The sequence below is a fragment of the Pseudomonas sp. DR 5-09 genome (assembly GCF_001655595.1).
GTDB classification, from domain to species: domain Bacteria; phylum Pseudomonadota; class Gammaproteobacteria; order Pseudomonadales; family Pseudomonadaceae; genus Aquipseudomonas; species Aquipseudomonas pharyngis.
In genome coordinates, this window is sequence record NZ_CP011566.1 from 4,902,122 (window position 1) to 4,917,886 (window position 15,765).

At 61.4% G+C, this 15,765-nt stretch carries 17 protein-coding genes; 9 read left to right on the forward strand and 8 right to left on the reverse strand.

The window, feature by feature from the left end; translation table 11 throughout:
• Positions 1 to 106: 106 nt before the first annotated feature.
• Positions 107 to 412, forward strand: coding sequence for a PepSY domain-containing protein (locus PDR5_RS21985; protein WP_007963131.1), 306 nt, complete (start codon positions 107 to 109; stop codon positions 410 to 412).
• A 346-nt stretch (positions 413 to 758) separates the two neighbouring features.
• Positions 759 to 1,910 (forward strand): integrase core domain-containing protein, encoded by a 1,152-nt coding sequence (locus tag PDR5_RS21990; RefSeq protein WP_064592843.1) that lies wholly within the window; start codon positions 759 to 761, stop codon positions 1,908 to 1,910.
• A gap of 70 nt (positions 1,911 to 1,980) precedes the next feature.
• Here PDR5_RS21990 and PDR5_RS21995 read toward each other — a convergent pair whose 3' ends face one another.
• On the reverse strand, positions 1,981 to 2,424 hold the full coding sequence (locus PDR5_RS21995; protein WP_064598847.1) for a hypothetical protein: 444 nt from the start codon (positions 2,422 to 2,424) through the stop codon (positions 1,981 to 1,983).
• Positions 2,425 to 2,536: 112 nt separating this feature from the next.
• The gene (locus PDR5_RS22000) at positions 2,537 to 4,159 is read right to left on the reverse strand and encodes a methyl-accepting chemotaxis protein (protein ID WP_064598849.1); all 1,623 of its coding nucleotides are present in this window, start codon (positions 4,157 to 4,159) and stop codon (positions 2,537 to 2,539) included.
• A 275-nt stretch (positions 4,160 to 4,434) separates the two neighbouring features.
• Between PDR5_RS22000 and PDR5_RS22005 the strand changes: the two genes are divergently transcribed.
• On the forward strand, positions 4,435 to 5,457 hold the full coding sequence (locus PDR5_RS22005; protein WP_064598851.1) for a transporter: 1,023 nt from the start codon (positions 4,435 to 4,437) through the stop codon (positions 5,455 to 5,457).
• A gap of 108 nt (positions 5,458 to 5,565) precedes the next feature.
• The gene (locus tag PDR5_RS22010; protein ID WP_064598853.1) at positions 5,566 to 7,179 is read left to right on the forward strand and encodes an inorganic phosphate transporter; all 1,614 of its coding nucleotides are present in this window, start codon (positions 5,566 to 5,568) and stop codon (positions 7,177 to 7,179) included.
• Between the two features lie 53 nt (positions 7,180 to 7,232).
• Here the strand turns inward: PDR5_RS22010 and PDR5_RS22015 are convergent, their stop codons facing one another.
• Positions 7,233 to 8,129, reverse strand: a complete 897-nt coding sequence (locus PDR5_RS22015; protein WP_064598855.1) for a LysR family transcriptional regulator — start codon at positions 8,127 to 8,129, stop codon at positions 7,233 to 7,235.
• Between the two features lie 120 nt (positions 8,130 to 8,249).
• Between PDR5_RS22015 and PDR5_RS22020 the strand changes: the two genes are divergently transcribed.
• Positions 8,250 to 9,005, forward strand: coding sequence for an SDR family NAD(P)-dependent oxidoreductase (locus PDR5_RS22020; protein ID WP_064598857.1), 756 nt, complete (start codon positions 8,250 to 8,252; stop codon positions 9,003 to 9,005).
• A 58-nt stretch (positions 9,006 to 9,063) separates the two neighbouring features.
• On the opposite strand, the gene PDR5_RS22025 is transcribed toward PDR5_RS22020, so the two are convergent.
• On the reverse strand, positions 9,064 to 9,501 hold the full coding sequence (locus tag PDR5_RS22025) for a multidrug/biocide efflux PACE transporter (RefSeq protein ID WP_064598859.1): 438 nt from the start codon (positions 9,499 to 9,501) through the stop codon (positions 9,064 to 9,066).
• 88 nt (positions 9,502 to 9,589) lie between these two features.
• On the opposite strand from PDR5_RS22025, the gene PDR5_RS22030 reads away from it, so the two are divergent.
• The gene (locus PDR5_RS22030) at positions 9,590 to 10,444 is read left to right on the forward strand and encodes a LysR family transcriptional regulator (RefSeq protein ID WP_064598861.1); all 855 of its coding nucleotides are present in this window, start codon (positions 9,590 to 9,592) and stop codon (positions 10,442 to 10,444) included.
• 75 nt (positions 10,445 to 10,519) lie between these two features.
• On the opposite strand, the gene PDR5_RS22035 is transcribed toward PDR5_RS22030, so the two are convergent.
• On the reverse strand, positions 10,520 to 11,356 hold the full coding sequence (locus PDR5_RS22035) for a LysR family transcriptional regulator (protein ID WP_064598863.1): 837 nt from the start codon (positions 11,354 to 11,356) through the stop codon (positions 10,520 to 10,522).
• A gap of 111 nt (positions 11,357 to 11,467) precedes the next feature.
• Here PDR5_RS22035 and PDR5_RS22040 point away from each other — a divergent pair, with 111 nt between their 5' ends.
• Entirely contained in the window at positions 11,468 to 12,193 is a 726-nt protein-coding gene (locus PDR5_RS22040) for an SDR family oxidoreductase (protein WP_064598864.1), read from the forward strand.
• 194 nt (positions 12,194 to 12,387) lie between these two features.
• Here the strand turns inward: PDR5_RS22040 and PDR5_RS22045 are convergent, their stop codons facing one another.
• Genes PDR5_RS22045 through PDR5_RS22055 form a run of 3 tightly spaced genes read right to left on the reverse strand, consistent with a single transcriptional unit; the run spans position 12,388 to position 14,435 of the window.
• The gene (locus tag PDR5_RS22045) at positions 12,388 to 13,632 is read right to left on the reverse strand and encodes an RNA polymerase sigma factor (RefSeq protein WP_064598866.1); all 1,245 of its coding nucleotides are present in this window, start codon (positions 13,630 to 13,632) and stop codon (positions 12,388 to 12,390) included.
• Positions 13,625 to 13,969, reverse strand: a complete 345-nt coding sequence (locus tag PDR5_RS22050) for a YciI family protein (protein ID WP_007951101.1) — start codon at positions 13,967 to 13,969, stop codon at positions 13,625 to 13,627. Before PDR5_RS22050 ends, PDR5_RS22045 begins: the two co-directional genes overlap by 8 nt.
• 40 nt (positions 13,970 to 14,009) lie before the next feature.
• The gene (locus tag PDR5_RS22055; protein WP_064598868.1) at positions 14,010 to 14,435 is read right to left on the reverse strand and encodes a YybH family protein; all 426 of its coding nucleotides are present in this window, start codon (positions 14,433 to 14,435) and stop codon (positions 14,010 to 14,012) included.
• 141 nt (positions 14,436 to 14,576) lie between these two features.
• Between PDR5_RS22055 and PDR5_RS22060 the strand changes: the two genes are divergently transcribed.
• Positions 14,577 to 15,062 (forward strand): GNAT family N-acetyltransferase, encoded by a 486-nt coding sequence (locus PDR5_RS22060; protein WP_064598870.1) that lies wholly within the window; start codon positions 14,577 to 14,579, stop codon positions 15,060 to 15,062.
• A 17-nt stretch (positions 15,063 to 15,079) separates the two neighbouring features.
• Positions 15,080 to 15,685, forward strand: coding sequence for a pyridoxamine 5'-phosphate oxidase family protein (locus PDR5_RS22065; protein WP_064598871.1), 606 nt, complete (start codon positions 15,080 to 15,082; stop codon positions 15,683 to 15,685).
• Positions 15,686 to 15,765: the final 80 nt, after the last annotated feature.

Below are 15,765 nucleotides of genomic sequence, written 5' to 3' on the forward strand. Positions count from 1 at the left end.
GCTCGCTCCCTCGGGGAGTCCGGCCTGCTCGCTGCGTTTTAAGGGTGAGTTAAGTTGCGGCGATTAACCTGAACTCACTTAAACGAATCACCCAAAGGAATAACCGATGAAAACTTTGACTGCCCTGTTTACCGCTGCCGCCCTGACCCTCACCGCTGGCCTGGCCCAGGCTGACGTTCGCGTTGACCAGATCCCGCAACTGGTCAAGGAAGGCAAGATCAAGTCGCTGGAGTCGATGAACGCAGAAGCGCTGAAACTGCATCCGGGTGCGACCATTACTGACACTGACCTGGATAACCACTTCAATGGTTATGAGTACGAAGTTGAACTCAAAACTGCCGATGGCAAAGAATTCGATGTGGACTTCGATGCGACCACCGGCAAGGTGCTGAGCAACAAGCAAGATACTTGATTGGCTGATAAAACAAAGCCGCACGACTTTTGGGTTGTGCGGCTTTTTTGTGTCTGGCGTTTGACGAAACTCCGGTTTCGCCTGTGAGAACCATCCCCTCACCCCAGCCCTCCCGAAACGTCGGACCGCCCCCAAGGGGGCGAGGGGGAAAGGGAGCCGATCTTCATGCTGTTCAAACCTGAGTTCGACTCAGAACTGTCAGGTCGGCGTAACTCGAACATTCAACTCCGTCAGTCCCCTCTCCCTTTGGGAGAGGGCTAGGGTGGGTAAAGACCGGGTACATCCTTTACGTTTGAGACCGGGGACATGGTTTACAGGTATCAATCATGGTCAGGAGGTGCTGACCATGCCCTGGAATCAAGAGTCCCCGATGGATCAACGAGTGAAATTAGTCAGTGACTGGCTCAGTGGCAGCTACACCAAGAGCCAATTGAGCCGGCGTTATGGGGTCAGCCGGCCAACCGTCGATAAATGGCTGGATCGGTATGCAGCGCTCGGTGTGGATGGCTTGAAAGAGCAATCCCGCAAGCCTTTGAACTGCCCTCATCAAACCCCGGATGAAATCATCGCCACATTGCTGGCCAGGAAAAACGAGCATCCCGATCGAGGCCCCAAACAGATCATTGATCGCCTGCGAAAGTCCGATCCACAGATCCCATGGCCGGCCGCGAGCACTGCTGGTGAGTGGTTGAAGAAGGCTGGCTTGGTCATTGCGCGGCGCCCTTATCCTTTGCGCCCGCGTGCTCCGACGCATTTACGCCCGGCCGATGAACCCAACCAGACCTGGTGTGCCGACTTCAAAGGGCAGTTCAGGATGCAGGACGGCAATTGGTGCTATCCGCTGACCATTACCGATCAGATGAGTCGCTATCTGCTGCTCTGCCGGGCGCTGCCCGGCACGCACAGCGAGCCGACGCGACAGGGATTCGAATGGGCTTTCCGGGAGTTTGGATTGCCGGACGTAATCCGCACAGATAACGGGGCGCCTTTCGCATCGACCGGTTTGTCGCGGCTGTCGAAGCTGTCCGTCTGGTTCATCAGGCATGGCATCCATATCGAGACAATCACACCAGGGCGTCCTGACCAGAACGGTCGACACGAACGGATGCACCGCACCCTCAAAGCAGCGGTACTGCGAACACCGGCGGAAAATCTCGTACGCCAACAGCTGGCCTTTGAAGAGTTCGTTCAGGACTTCAACCATGATCGACCACACACCGCACTGGGCATGAAACCGCCGGCTTCCGTCTACAGACCTTCGTTGCGCCCGTATCCGGGCTACTTGCCCGCGGTCGAATATGGCCCTGAGGTTGAGGTACGCAAGGTTCGCTCGAACGGCGAGTTCAAGTGGAAGGGGCAACGAATGTTTTTGGGCGAGGCGCTGATCGGCGAGGACATCGCGCTGAAGGAAGTGGCTGATGACGTGTGGGAGCTGTACCTTTGCAACTTCTGTTTAGGCAGGCTTGAGCGCGGTGCCAACCGCGTATCAAGCCTGTAAAAGGTGTAAACGATGTCCCCGGTCTAATGTGTAAAGGATGTACCGGTCTCTACAGTGAGGGGGAAAGGCTTCACGCGGTCGTACTGACCAACGAACCGGAAGTACCGCTGTCCGAATCCTGCAATGCCGCCAACAACGCCGCCGTCGCCGTCTGCAACGAAGCCGATGTCGTCGCGATCTGCGATTGTGCAGCCGCCACATCCGCAGCCTTGGCGTCCTGACTTTCCTGCTTGGCCTGAGCCGCTTGCAACGCCTGCTGCTCTTCCTGCAACTGCTTCTGCAGCTCGGCAATCTGCTTGCGCAGTTCCTTCACCGTATCCGATTCATCGCTGCTGGAACTGCTGTCCCCCGCCGGCGCCGCACCGCCGCCTGCTGCGACTTTGCTGGTGTCTGCCTTCACGCCAGTGCCGGCCGCCGCGGTGGTCGAAGTGTCGTCGCCCGTGTCGGCAATCGAGGTTTTGCTGGTAGACGTAGTGACGGTCTGATTGATCGAAACAGACGTGATGCTGACCATGGGAAATCTCCAATGCCGGTGATAGATAACCGGGCATCGGCGGCGGTCTGCACGAATTGAGATCGACTGTGTACCGACTCGGTATCCGAACCGGTACACAGTCACTGGCCGGTCAGACGCTCAGGCGAGCGGTGACGTCGTTCAGTTGGCCGGACAGGCCGTGCAGGTTCTGGCTGGCGCTTTCGGTGCGCTGCACGTTGTCGAGGTTGGTGCTGGCAATCGAGGTGATCTCAGTCAGGTTGCGCGAGATGTCTTCGGCGACCGAGGTCTGCTCTTCGGCTGCCGTGGCGATCTGGCGGTTCATGTCGCGGATTGCTTCCACCGCGTGGGTGATGCGCTCGAGCATGGCACCGGCCTGGGTCACTTGCTCGACGCTTTCATCGCTGCGGGTCTGGCCGCTGTCGATGGCGTGGGCCGCATCCACCGCGCCGGTCTGCACGCTGTGGATGATCTGGTTGATCTCGATGATCGACTCCGCCGTACGCTGCGCGAGGTTGCGAACCTCGTCGGCAACCACCGCAAAACCACGCCCGGCTTCACCGGCACGGGCCGCTTCGATGGCGGCGTTGAGCGCCAGCAGGTTGGTCTGCTCAGCGATCCCGCGAATCACTTCCAGCACCTTGCCGATGCGACCGCTGTCGGCTTCCAGACGACGGATGACCGTGGCGGTGTTGGCGATTTCGCCGCGCATCTGGGTGATGCTGTGGATGGTGCTCTGCATGACCTTTTCACCCTGTTGCGCGGACTGGTCGGCATCGTCGGCCGCACGAGCGGCGTCGGCCGCATGACGGGCGACTTCCTGGGCAGTGGCGGACATTTCGTTCATCGCGGTGGCCACCTGATCGGTGCGGTTGAACTGTTCGTTGGTGCCGCCGGCCATCAGCGTGGCGATGGCATTCAACTCGCCGCTGGCGTTGTCCAGATCCTTGGCGCTGCGTTGCAGATGATTGAAGGTTTCGGCGAGGAAATCGCGCAGGGTGTTGGCGGCAGCCGCCAGGTTGCCCAGTTCGTCCTGACGGTCGCTGACCACGCGCTCGACCAGACGGCCCCTGCTCAACTGGGTGACATAGTCGATGAGCTTGCGGATCGGCTCGACCAGGTTGCGGTTGACCAGCCACAGGCTCAGCAAACCAATCAGCAAACCCGACGCGAGCATCACCAGCAGCCCCAGCCACACAGTGCGATCAGCACTGGCGCTGATCTGCGCCGATTGCTCGGTGCCCTGCTTGCGCAACTCGGCGACCAGTTCGCTCATCTGATCGCTGGCGGCACGGTCAACGCCTTTGACGGCGGCATCGCCAGCAGTCGGATCGGCACCGGCGGCGACGTAGGCATCACGACCCTTCTGGTACGCAGCGCCGAGCAGACGATGTTCTTCGCGCAGGCGTTCGATGCGGGTTTTCAGCGCAGGCTCGAGGCCTTTCTGGTTGGCCAGCTCACCGAGGATGCCCTGCACATCGCGCTGACGGTCTTCGAACTGGCCCCAGTACTTGGCCAGATCCGCCGGTTGCTTGCCGCGCAGCAGAACGTTTTTCCACTCCTGGACCTGCACCTTGAATTGCAGGTTGGCTTCGTCGATCAGTTGCGAAGTGTGCAAGGGGCCGGCGATCAACTGGCTGTAACTCTGCACGCCGTTGGACAGGAAGTGAAAGCAGGCCAGCGCGATCAACAGCATCGCCAGCAGGCTGCCGCTCAGCAGGGCGAGAATTTGCGCTCTCAGGGATTTTTGCAGCATCGCAGGTACTCGGGACAGGGATGAGGCACGTCCGGTAAGACGTGATTTTTTAGCCGGACATCCCTGTCGGCGGACCTTGGCTCTTGGCCGAAGGCGCGCAACCTAACTCATGCGTGATCGGCTTGTCAGAGGCCTTCTTGAGAAAACTCCGACCACCGGTAACGCGTTGATTTGACGTCATTTTGCTGTCACACAACCGTCACGTGACATTGCGATGATGCGGCTCGGGTGAATCTGCAAATCCCGCGACAGACGCCTCCTCGCAGCGAGCCTTCATGAACCACAGCCTCGATATCAGCCATCGTGACCCTGACCTGTTCGGCCTGCTTTACGGCTTTCGATTTCGCCCCGGCGAACGCGGGCGCGAGGTGGATTCGGCCACCGCCCTGCGCTGCCTGCAAGACGATAGCGACAGCGATGAGTTTCTCTGGCTGCACCTGAACCTGGCCCACGCTGCGTGCGAGCGCTGGATGAAAAGCCATCTGCAATTGCCCGAAGAATTTTTCGAAGCGCTGCACGAAGGTTCGCGTTCGACCCGCATCGAGCATGTCGATTCGGCGTTGCTGGCGGTGGTCAACGATGTGGTGTTCAACCTCAGCAGCATGGTGTCGTCGGACGTGTCGACGCTTTGGGTCTGCGTGCGCAGCAAACTGATCGTCAGTGCGCGTCTGCAACCGCTGCACTCGGTGGACAAGCTGCGTTCATCGGTGAAGTCCGGCGAGTGCTTTCGTTCGCCGCTGGAACTGCTGGTGCACCTGCTGCGCGACCAGGGCGAAGTGCTGACGCAGATCGTGCGCAAGACCAGCATGAGCGTCGATCAGGTCGAGGACGAATTGCTCTCCTCGCGACTGTCGACCAACCGCGCCGAACTCGGCGCCAACCGGCGGGTGCTGGTGCGCCTGCAACGGCTGCTGGCGCTGGAACCGGGTTCGCTGCTGCGCCTGCTCAACCGACCGCCGCCCTGGTTGCAGAAGGAAGACGTGAAGGAGCTGCGCAAGTCCACCGAGGAGTTCGCGCTGATCATCAACGACCTCACGGCTCTGGGCGAGCGAATCAAGCTGTTGCAGGAAGAGATCGCCGCCAACCTCAACGAACAGAGCAACCGCACGCTGTTCACTCTGACCGTGGTCACGGTGCTGGCGCTGCCGATCAACATCATTGCCGGTTTCTTCGGCATGAACGTCGGCGGTGTGCCACTGGCCACCGATCCGGAGGGGTTCTGGATTCTGGTGGCGCTGGTGGCAACGTTTACGGTGATCGCCGGGCGCTGGGCGTTTCGCAAACGCCGGGATTATTAGGACCGGCGGCGCGGCCAATCCGCCAAACACTGATCTGTCGCAGTCTCTCTGTAATATTTAGCAACGATCATGGGCGACACTCCTTCCCCCGCTCAGGATTGTCCGCCCATGGCTACTCCCTCCCTGACCGTCAGCCCGGCCTCCGCTGCCAGCGGCAGGCCGGCGCTCGACAAAAAAACCGGCCCCTTCACTTACGTGGTGTTCTTCGCCGTGCTGGCCATGGGAATGCTGTTCACCGCCTACAGCCTGATGCACGACATGCACGAACTCGGCACGGTGGTCACCACCTGGACCCCGTTCCTGCTGCTCGGCGTAGCCCTGTTGATTGCGCTGGGCTTCGAGTTCGTCAACGGCTTCCACGACACCGCCAACGCCGTGGCCACGGTGATCTACACCCACTCGCTGCCGCCGAATGTGGCCGTGGTGTGGTCGGGATTCTTCAACTTCCTCGGCGTGCTGCTGTCCAGCGGTGCAGTCGCGTTCGGCATCATTGCGCTGCTGCCAGTGGAGTTGATTCTGCAAGTCGGCTCGTCCGCCGGTTTCGCGATGATCTTCGCCCTGTTGATCGCGGCGATCCTGTGGAACCTCGGCACCTGGTGGCTGGGCCTGCCCGCCTCGTCGTCGCACACGTTGATCGGTTCGATCATCGGCGTCGGCGTGGCCAACGCGCTGATGCACGGCCGCGATGGCACCAGCGGTGTGGACTGGGCCCAGGCCACCAAAATCGGTTACGCGCTGCTGCTGTCGCCGCTGGTGGGTTTCGGTTGCGCGGCGCTGTTGCTGCTGGCGCTGCGTGCGTTCGTGAAGAACCGTTCTCTATACAAGGCACCCGAAGGCAACACCCCGCCGCCGTGGTGGATTCGTGGCTTGCTGATTTTGACCTGCACCGGCGTTTCGTTCGCTCACGGTTCCAACGACGGCCAGAAAGGCATGGGCCTGATCATGCTGATTCTGGTCGGCACCCTGCCGATGGCTTATGCACTGAACCGCACGATGCCGGAAGAACAGTCGCTGCAATTCGCCGCCGTCGCCCAAGTGACCCAGCAAGCGCTGGTGAAAAGTGCGCCACTGCCGGCACCGGCCGATCCGCGCGCCGTGCTCTCCGACTACGTGCGCAGCAAGGAAGCCACGCCACAACTGATCCCGGCCCTCGCCGTCCTGACCGGGCACATCGGTGAAGAAGTCAAAGGCTACGGCTCGCTGGCGAAAGTCCCGGCCGAGGCCATGGGCAACGTGCGTAACGACATGTACCTGGCCAGCGAAACCATTCGCCTGATGGACAAGAACAAGGTCGGCACCTTCGACGCCGACACCAGCGGCAAGCTGCAACTGTTCAAGCAACAGATCGACAACGCCACCCGGTTCATTCCGTTGTGGGTGAAGATCGCGGTGGCGATTGCGTTGGGGCTGGGCACCATGGTCGGCTGGAAGCGGATCGTGGTCACGGTCGGCGAGAAGATCGGCAAGACCCACCTGACCTACGCCCAGGGCGCCTCGGCGGAAACCGTGGCGATGCTGACCATCGGCGCCGCCGACATGTTCGGTCTGCCGGTGTCGACCACTCATGTGTTGTCCTCGGGCGTGGCCGGGACCATGGTCGCCAACGGTGGCGGTTTGCAGATGAAGACCATCCGCAATCTGCTGATGGCGTGGGTACTGACATTGCCGGCGGCGATTCTGTTGTCGGGCAGCCTGTATTGGCTGTTTACCCAGATTTTCTGATCCAGCGGAATCCCTGTGAGAGCCCTTGCTCCCACAGGGATTTGCGGCAGAAATCAGAGCGTCGAACGAATCAAATCCCCCAGCCAGTCCATGAACACCCGCACCCGCAACGGCAGATGCCGCTGCCTCGCGTACAACAGTGAAATGCCCATCGCCGGCGCGGTGTATTGCGGCAGCACGGTGACGATCTCGCCGCTGTCCAGATAGGTGTTCATCCCGGTGCGCGGCACCTGGATCAGACCAAACCCGCCCAGGCACGCCGACTCGTAGGCGTCGGTGCTGTTGACCGTCACACTGCCGGCCATCGGCACCCGGTGGACCTGTCCGTCCTGCTCGTAGACAAACCCTTCTGAACGCGAACCCAGCACACCGACGTAGTGGACCAGTCGATGCTGCGCCAGATCTTCAATGGTCTGCGGCACGCCGTAGCGCTCCAGGTACGCGGGGCTGGCGCAGTTGATCATGCTGAAATCCCCCAGGTGCCGCGCCACCACCGATTGATCGGGCTGCGCGCCGATGCGCAGCACGCAATCGAAACCTTCGGCGAGCAGGTCGACCCGGCGATCGGTGCTGCTGATTTCCAGTTCCAGGTTCGGATGACGGGCCATGAATTCCGGCAACTTCGGCATGATCAGCCGCCGCGCCAGAATGTTCGGCATGTCAATCCGGATCCGCCCGGTCAGCGACGCTTCGTCCTGACGGAACAGGTTTTCGATTTCGTCCATGTGCGACAGCAGATCCTTGCTCCGCTCATACAGCGCGAGGCCGTCCTGAGTCGCCTGGACCTTGCGCGTGGTGCGTTGCAGCAGGCGCGTGCCGAGCAGGGTTTCCAGCGCCTGCACCTGCTCGGATACCGTTGAGCGCGGCAGCCCCAGACTCTCCCCCGCCATCGTGAAACTCGACAATTCGCTGACCCGGACGAAAGTGCGCAGCAGTTCCAGTTTGTTCATGGGCCACCCATTGATTGTTCGGACAATCCGACCAGTGATTCCGGTTTCAGTCTGTTTATCACCTCATGGCGGATAAATAAACTTGGCCCCATCAACCGTCACCGCCATCGAGGAAAACCCATGAACCGCAAAATCGCATTGATCACCGGTGCCAGCCGTGGCCTCGGCAAGAACGCCGCCCTGCACCTCGCCGCGCAAGGCGTGGACATCATCGGCACCTACAACAGCCGCGCCGATGAAGCCCAGGCGCTGGTGCAGGAACTGCAAACACTCGGCGCCAAAGCCGTGATGCTACAACTGGATGTCGGCCGCAGCGAAGGCTTTGCCGATTTCGCTGTGCGAGTCGAGCAGGCGCTGCAACAGCTCGAGCGTCCGCGCTTCGATTTCCTGATCAACAACGCCGGAATTGGCGTGCATGCGTCGTTCGCCGACACCACGCCGGAGCAGTTCGACCTGCTGATGAATGTGCAGTTGAAAGGGCCGTTCTTCCTGACTCAGCAACTGCTGCCGCTGATCAACGATGGCGGGCGGATCATTAACATCTCCAGCGGTCTGGCGCGTTTCACCCTGCCGGGTTACGCGGCTTACGCGGCGATGAAAGGCGCGATGGAAGTGCTGACCCGTTATCAGGCCAAGGAATTGGGGGCGCGGCAGATCGCCGTGAATATCCTGGCACCGGGCGCCATCGAAACCGACTTCGGCGGCGGCGCGGTGCGCGACAATTCGGCGCTGAACGCCATGGTCGCCAGCAACACCGCGCTGGGCCGCGCCGGGCAGCCGGATGACATCGGCGGTGCGCTGGCGCTGTTGCTGTCGCCGGGGGCGCAGTGGATCAACGGTCAGCGGATTGAAGCGTCGGGCGGGATGTTTCTCTAAACCTGTACAAAGTCCGGACAAAAAAATCGCAGCCCTCACAGGCTGCGATTTTTTGTTTTCAGCTCTGGCAAGCGCTGCGCATCACCAGCCGCTCGCGCACCACGTCATAACCCCAGTGATAAACGTAGGTGTATGGCAGGAAGAACAGCAGCACGCCGATGTCGAGCAGGAACGCCTGCCACAGGCTGACCGACAGCCACCAGGCAATCAGCGGCACGCCCATCACGATCAACCCGCCCTCGAACAGCAGCGCGTGCGCCACCCGCACCCAGGCGTTGTGGGCGATGTTCCAGCGCTTGAGCATCCGGTCGAAGAAGCCGTTGAACACCACGTTCCAACCCAAGGCCAGCAACGCGATGGCGATAGTGACGGCGCCCATTTCGACCAGCGGTTTGCCCATGATCCACGCCAGCAACGGGGTACAGATCAGGATCGCCAGCAGTTCGAAACCGATGGCCTGGAAGATACGCTCAGTGATGGATTTGTTGGAAGTCATGGCCGAAGTCCTCTGTGAAGATGGTTGCCATGATCCAGCACCACACCGATACTTCATAACCAATAACCATCGATCAAGGCGATAGTTCATGGCGTCTCAGGAAGTGTTGCTGGCATTTGTCCAGGCGGCGACTCAAGGCTCGTTTTCCGCGGCGGCGCGCAAACTAGGGCGCAGTCAGTCGACCGTGAGCGCGGCGGTGGCCAGTCTGGAGATTGATCTGGATCTGGTGCTGTTCGACCGCAGCAGCCGCAAGCCGACCCTGACCCCGGCCGGGCACGTGATGCTGCAACGGGCCGAGGCGATTCTGTCGGCCACCAGCCGAATGGAAATGACCGCCCGGCAGTTGGCTCAGGGCGTCGAGCCGAAACTGACGGTGGCGATTTCCGACACTTATCAGTCCGACCGTTTCGAAGCGGCACTGGTGGGGTTCGAGCAGCGTTATCCGGATCTGGAGCTGGAATGCCTGATCGCCGAGTGCGATGACCTGGTCGAACTGGTGCAGCGCGGCCGGGCACACCTGGCGTTCGCCGAAATGCAGGACAACTACCCACCGGATCTGGCGAGCGCGACCGTCGCCGAGCGTACGGAAATTGCCTTGTTCGTGGGGCGTGGTCATCCGTTGGCGACGCACGATTCCATCGATCAAACGGTCCTTGAACAGCATCGCGAGCTGCGCCTGGCCACCATCGTCAATCCCTATGACAGTCGCGGCAAAGGTCGGGTGTGGTCGGCGCCGAGTTATCTGATGCTGCTGGAAATGGCTGAAAAAGGTTTCGGCTGGGCCCCGCTGCCGCGCTGGCTGGTAGAGCGTTTCGGCAATGACTTGCTGGTGGAACTGAAGGTGCGCGGCTGGCCGAAACCGGTGTTCGTCGATGCGCTGTGGTCGAGGCTGTACCCGCCGGGGCCGGCGGGGAGCTGGTTGCTGAGCAAGATGCTGGAATAGCGGTGCCCTCAATCGCTAGCAGGCTAGCTCCCACACTGGATCTGTGGGAGCCAGCCTGCTGGCGATGGCGGCCGCTCAGGCCGCTGCAATACCGACCGGACGGTTCACCTGAAAGTACTCGTGCAACCCGCGCATCGTCGGCAACTCCAGCGCCTGCGCCGCGTAGCACAATCCCACCCGCCGGGTCGGCGCCGGCAGGTGCAGCGCTTTTACAACGATGCGCTCGTGCCCGCTCACCAGCGACTGCGGCAACATCGCCACGCCGACACCCGCCGCCACCATGTGCAACGCCTGTTGCAGTGAACCGGCATGCCCGGCCACTACTTCCGGCGAGCGTCCGTACAGCGCCATCAACCGTTGATGCGAAGGATGTTGCGGACAGGTGATCCAGTCTTCGATCGGCGCCCAGCCTGCCTGCGCGTTGGCCATCGGATGGTCGAGAGGCAGCGCCATCACATACGACTCTTCCCACAGCGGCAGGAACAGTTCGTCCTCGCAGCACATTTCCTCGACCGCCAATCGACCATCGCCGTGACAGCTCTCTTCCAGGGTCAGCAGCAGATTGGGCAATGCCTGATGGGCCATCCGCACGAAGGCTTCGATGTGACTGGCGGCGATGTCGCCCTCGATGCCGAGGGTCAGCGGTACGCGATTTTCGCGGCCGCGAAACATCCGGCTCAGCGCCTCGGATTCGGCCACCATCCGGCGTGCCTGCGGGTACAGCAGTCGCGCTTCGTCGCTGACGTCCACACCACGGGGCTGACGCACGAACAGCGTCGCGCCGAGTTCTTCTTCCAGCTGTTTGATGGTCACCGACAACGTGGGCTGACTGATGAACAGCCGTTGCGCGGCAGCGGTGATGTTGCGTTCTTCGAACACCGCGAGGAAGGCTTTGAGATGGCGGAGATCCATAGGAGATTCCGATAGCAGACAGAGGAATAAGGCATTTTTCAGCCTCCAGCGGGCTAAATATACTGCGTCACGAATCTGGTTATTTGTTTTTCTTATCTCAGGAGTTCAACCATGAGCAAGCCCTTGATCATCATCACCGGCGCCAGCTCGGGCATCGGCGAAGCCACCGCCCGCCGCTTGAGCGCGGCCGGCCATCCACTGTTGTTGCTGGCCCGGCGCATCGAACGCCTTGAAGCTCTGGCACTGCCGAACACCCTCAGCCGCCGCGTCGACATCACTGACCGCGGCGCTTTGCTGGCCGCTGTCGCCGAGGCCGAAGCGCAATTTGGCCCGGCCGATGCGCTGATCAACAACGCCGGCGTGATGCTGCTGGGCGAGATGAGCAAACAGGACCCGGCGCAGTGGGACCAGATGCTCGACGTCAACGTGAAGGGTCTGCTCAACGGCGTGCACGCGGTGGTGGCCGGGATGATCGAGCGCAAGCATGGCACCATCATCAACGTCAGCTCGGTGGCCGGGCGCAAGACCTTCCCCAACCATGTGGCCTATGTCGGCACCAAGTTTGCGGTGCATGGGCTGTCGGAGAATCTGCGTGAAGAGCTGTCGCCGCATAACGTGCGGGTGACCACGATTGCTCCGGGCGCGGTGGAGACCGAGTTGCTGAGCCACACCACGGATGAGGCGATCAAGACCGGGTATCAGGCGTGGAAACAGGACATGGGCGGCACGGTGCTGAGCGCCGAGGATGTGGCGACGGCGATTGCTTATGCGTATGGGCAGCCGCAGGGGGTTTGTATTCGCGAGATTGTGATGGCTGCGACTCGGCAGCAGGCCTAAAAGCGAAAGGCGAAAGGCAAAATCAAAAGCGCCCTCACCCTAACCCTCTCCCGGGGGAGAGGGGACTGACCGAGGTGTCTTACGTCATACATCGACCTGAAAGATCTGGTCGATTATGGATTCACAGCGAACCGTTCAGGTCGGCGTATATCCCCAATATCCCCGGATCGGTCCCCTCTACCTCTGGGAGAGGGCTAGGGTGAGGGCAAGCGATCCAAAGCCGAAAGCCGCCCCTCGATAAACCGCCGCTCCGGCTCTTGCAGGGTCAATTCCAAGGCTCGCCGGTAAGCCGCCCGCGCCTCTTCAACCCGCCCCAACTGCCGGCAAAACTCCGCCCGCGCCGAATGCGCCAAGTGGTAATCCTGCAACTCCCCACGCCCCAGAATCCCTTCAATCAGCGTCAACCCCGCCAGCGCCCCGTCACGCTTGGCCACCGCCACCGCCCGGTTCAACTCGATCACCGGCGACGGCACCGCCCGCAGCAACACGTCATACAGCCCGACGATCTGCGCCCAGTCCGTTTCCCCCGCCGTCGGCGCTTCGGCATGCACCGCCGCAATCGCTGCCTGCAGGCAGTAAGGCCCGAAGCGTCCCGTGGTCAGCGCCTTTTCCACCAGATCACAGCCTTCGGCGATCAGCTCGGCATTCCACAATCCGCGATCCTGATCATCCAGCAGAATCAGTTCTCCATCCGGCGTCGACCGCGCCGAGCGCCGCGATTCATGCAGCAGCATCAACGCAAGCAACCCCATGACTTCCGGGTCCGGCAACAACTCCAGCAGCAACCGCCCGAGGCGGATCGCCTCACGGGTCAGGTCTTCGCGGGTCACCTGGGCGCCACCGGATGCCGAGTAGCCTTCGTTGAACACCAGATAAATCACCCGCAACACGCTGTCGAGGCGTTCGGGCAATTCGCTCAGGCTCGGTACTTGATAAGGGATTTTCGCATCACGAATCTTCGCCTTGGCCCGCACGATGCGCTGGGCAATCGCCGCCGGCGCCGAGAGGAATGCCCGGGCGATTTCCTCGGTGGTGAGGTCGCAGACTTCACGCAGGGTCAGCGGCACCTGCGCGTCCGCCGCCAGCGCCGGGTGGCAGCAGGTGAAGATCAGGCGCAGGCGATCGTCTTCCACGTCTTCAGCGTCCCATTCGGACTGCTCCAGTTCTTCCAGTTGCGCCAGCAATAACGGCTGCGAGGCCTTGAACCGCGCACGACGGCGCAACACGTCAATGGCCTTGAAGCGCCCGGTGGAAACCAGCCAGGTCCGCGGATTGTCCGGCACGCCGTCACGCTGCCAGCGTTCGACCGCGACGAAGAACGCCTCGTGCAAGGCTTCTTCGGCGAGGTCGAAATCGCCGAGCAGGCGGATCAGGGTCGCGAGGATCCGCCGCGAGTCTTCGCGATAGACCTGCTCGACCCGCGCCCTGACTTCAGACATTCAACTGGCGCACGGGACGCACTTCGACGCTGCCGACCCGGGCCGCCGGAATGTTGCCAGCGACCTGAATCGCTTCGTTGAGGTCACGCGCGTCGATCAGGTAGAAGCCGGCCAACTGCTCCTTGGTCTCGGCGAACGGGCCGTCGGTGATCGACAGCTTGCCGTTGCGCATGCGCACCGTGGTGGCGGTCTGCACCGACTCCAGCGCTTCGGCGGCGACCATTCGGCCGCTGCCCTGGATCGACTCGGCGTAGGCCCAGCATTCGGCGTCCTCCGGGCTGTCGGGTGACGAATGCAGCAGGCGCTCATCGCTGTAGACCAGGCATAAATACTTCATGGCGTTCTCCTGAATCGGACGAATCAACTATGGCTGAAGATCAGGGTTTCGCATCGAACAGGGTCGAGCCGGTCATCGGATCGAACGGCGCCGACCAGTGCTCGTGGACAATTTTCCAGGCACCGCCGACCAGCCGATAACAGGCGGTGGCACGCATCCAGCAACTCTGGGTTTCGCCCTGTTCATTGGTGCCGCCGCAGTTGGCAACCCAGTGGGCGAAGGCGATGTTGTCGCCTGTTTCGATCGCGATTTCGTGGAACTCGAAGATGTGCGGGCCGGGGCACATTTCCATGCAATCCACCCAGTGCGCGCGGTAGGCCGGTTTGCCCTTGAATTGCAGGGCCTTGATCGCATCGAACGAGAGGATGTCGTCGGCGTACAGCGCCATGACTTTCTCGACGTCCTTGGTCATGACGGCTTCGCGGTAGGTGTTGATCAGAGTCTGGATATCGCTTTGTGCGCTCATGGTGTTCTCCGTGGTTTTTGTTGTGAAGACACCCTTAGTCGTTCGGCGATTTGCCGGATCGACAGCTGAAACAAAAAAATTCCAGGGAACGCAAAGTCGCTAGAATCCGAGGCTCATCTTTGTAGGAAAAAGGAAATTCCCTTGTCAGCCAAACTCGTGCCGTACGAGAGCCTTAACGCCTTGCAGCGTCAGCAGGTCGAAGCGATTGAAATCCACGCCGAGCAGATCAAGTTCTCCGGCGACATCCACGGCGCCCTGCACACGCTGCTGTCGAAACCCGGCCCTGGCGTGAAGGGTTTTGCCCTGCTGGCCGAAGATAAGCCAGTGGCGTTCCTGCTGCTCAAGCGCCCGCCGGTTCTGCCGGAATGGGCCGATGAACACAGCGCCACCCTGCATGCGTTGCAGGTCGATCACCGCGCACAGGGCAAGGGCTATGGCAAGGCTTGCCTGCTGGCGTTGCCGGAGGTTGCACGTCAGGCCTGGCCGGAAATCAAAGGGCTGGAGCTGTCGGTGGACGCCGACAACGACGCTGCGATTGCGCTGTACGCCAAGTACGGCTTCGTCGACAGCGGCGAAGCGTACAAGGGCCGCATCGGTTACGAGCGGCGCATGGGGTTGTTCTTCTAATCGTCGAGGGAGCAACGATGATCGATTCAATCGAAGCGCTGGAAGCCATCTACGGCTTGCCCCACGAACGAGCGGTGCGCAAGCAGATCGGTTTTCTCAACGAGGACTATCAGGCGATGGTCCGGGTTTCGCCGTTGGTGATTGTCAGCTCGGTGGGTGCCGACGGCATCGACGGTTCCCCGCGCGGCGATGCGCCGGGGTTTGTGCGGATCATTGACGAGCGCACTCTGGCCCTGCCGGATCGCCCGGGCAACAACCGCATCGATACCTTGCGCAACGTGTTGCACGATCCACGGGTGTCGCTGCTGTTCATCATTCCGGGGATTGGCGAAACGTTGCGGGTCAACGGTACGGCGACCATCAGCGCTGATCCCGAGTTGCTGGAAAGCTTCGCGGTCAACGGCAAACCGGCGCGTACGGTGTTGCTGGTGAGGGTGGAGGCGGCGTTCTTTCATTGCTCGAAAGCGTTTGTGCGTTCGGATGCGTGGAATCCGCAAACCCATCTACCGCGCTCGGCGCTGCCGACTGCAGGGGCTTTTCACAAGCGGTTGAATGATGGGCAGTTTGATGCCGAGGCTTATGATCGCGAGGCCCCGGCCAGAGTACGTGACACCCTCTACTGACCCCGTCCACCGATCGTTCCCACGCTCTGCGTGGGAACGCAGACTTTGACGCTCTGCGTCATGACGGTGCCAGGCGTTGC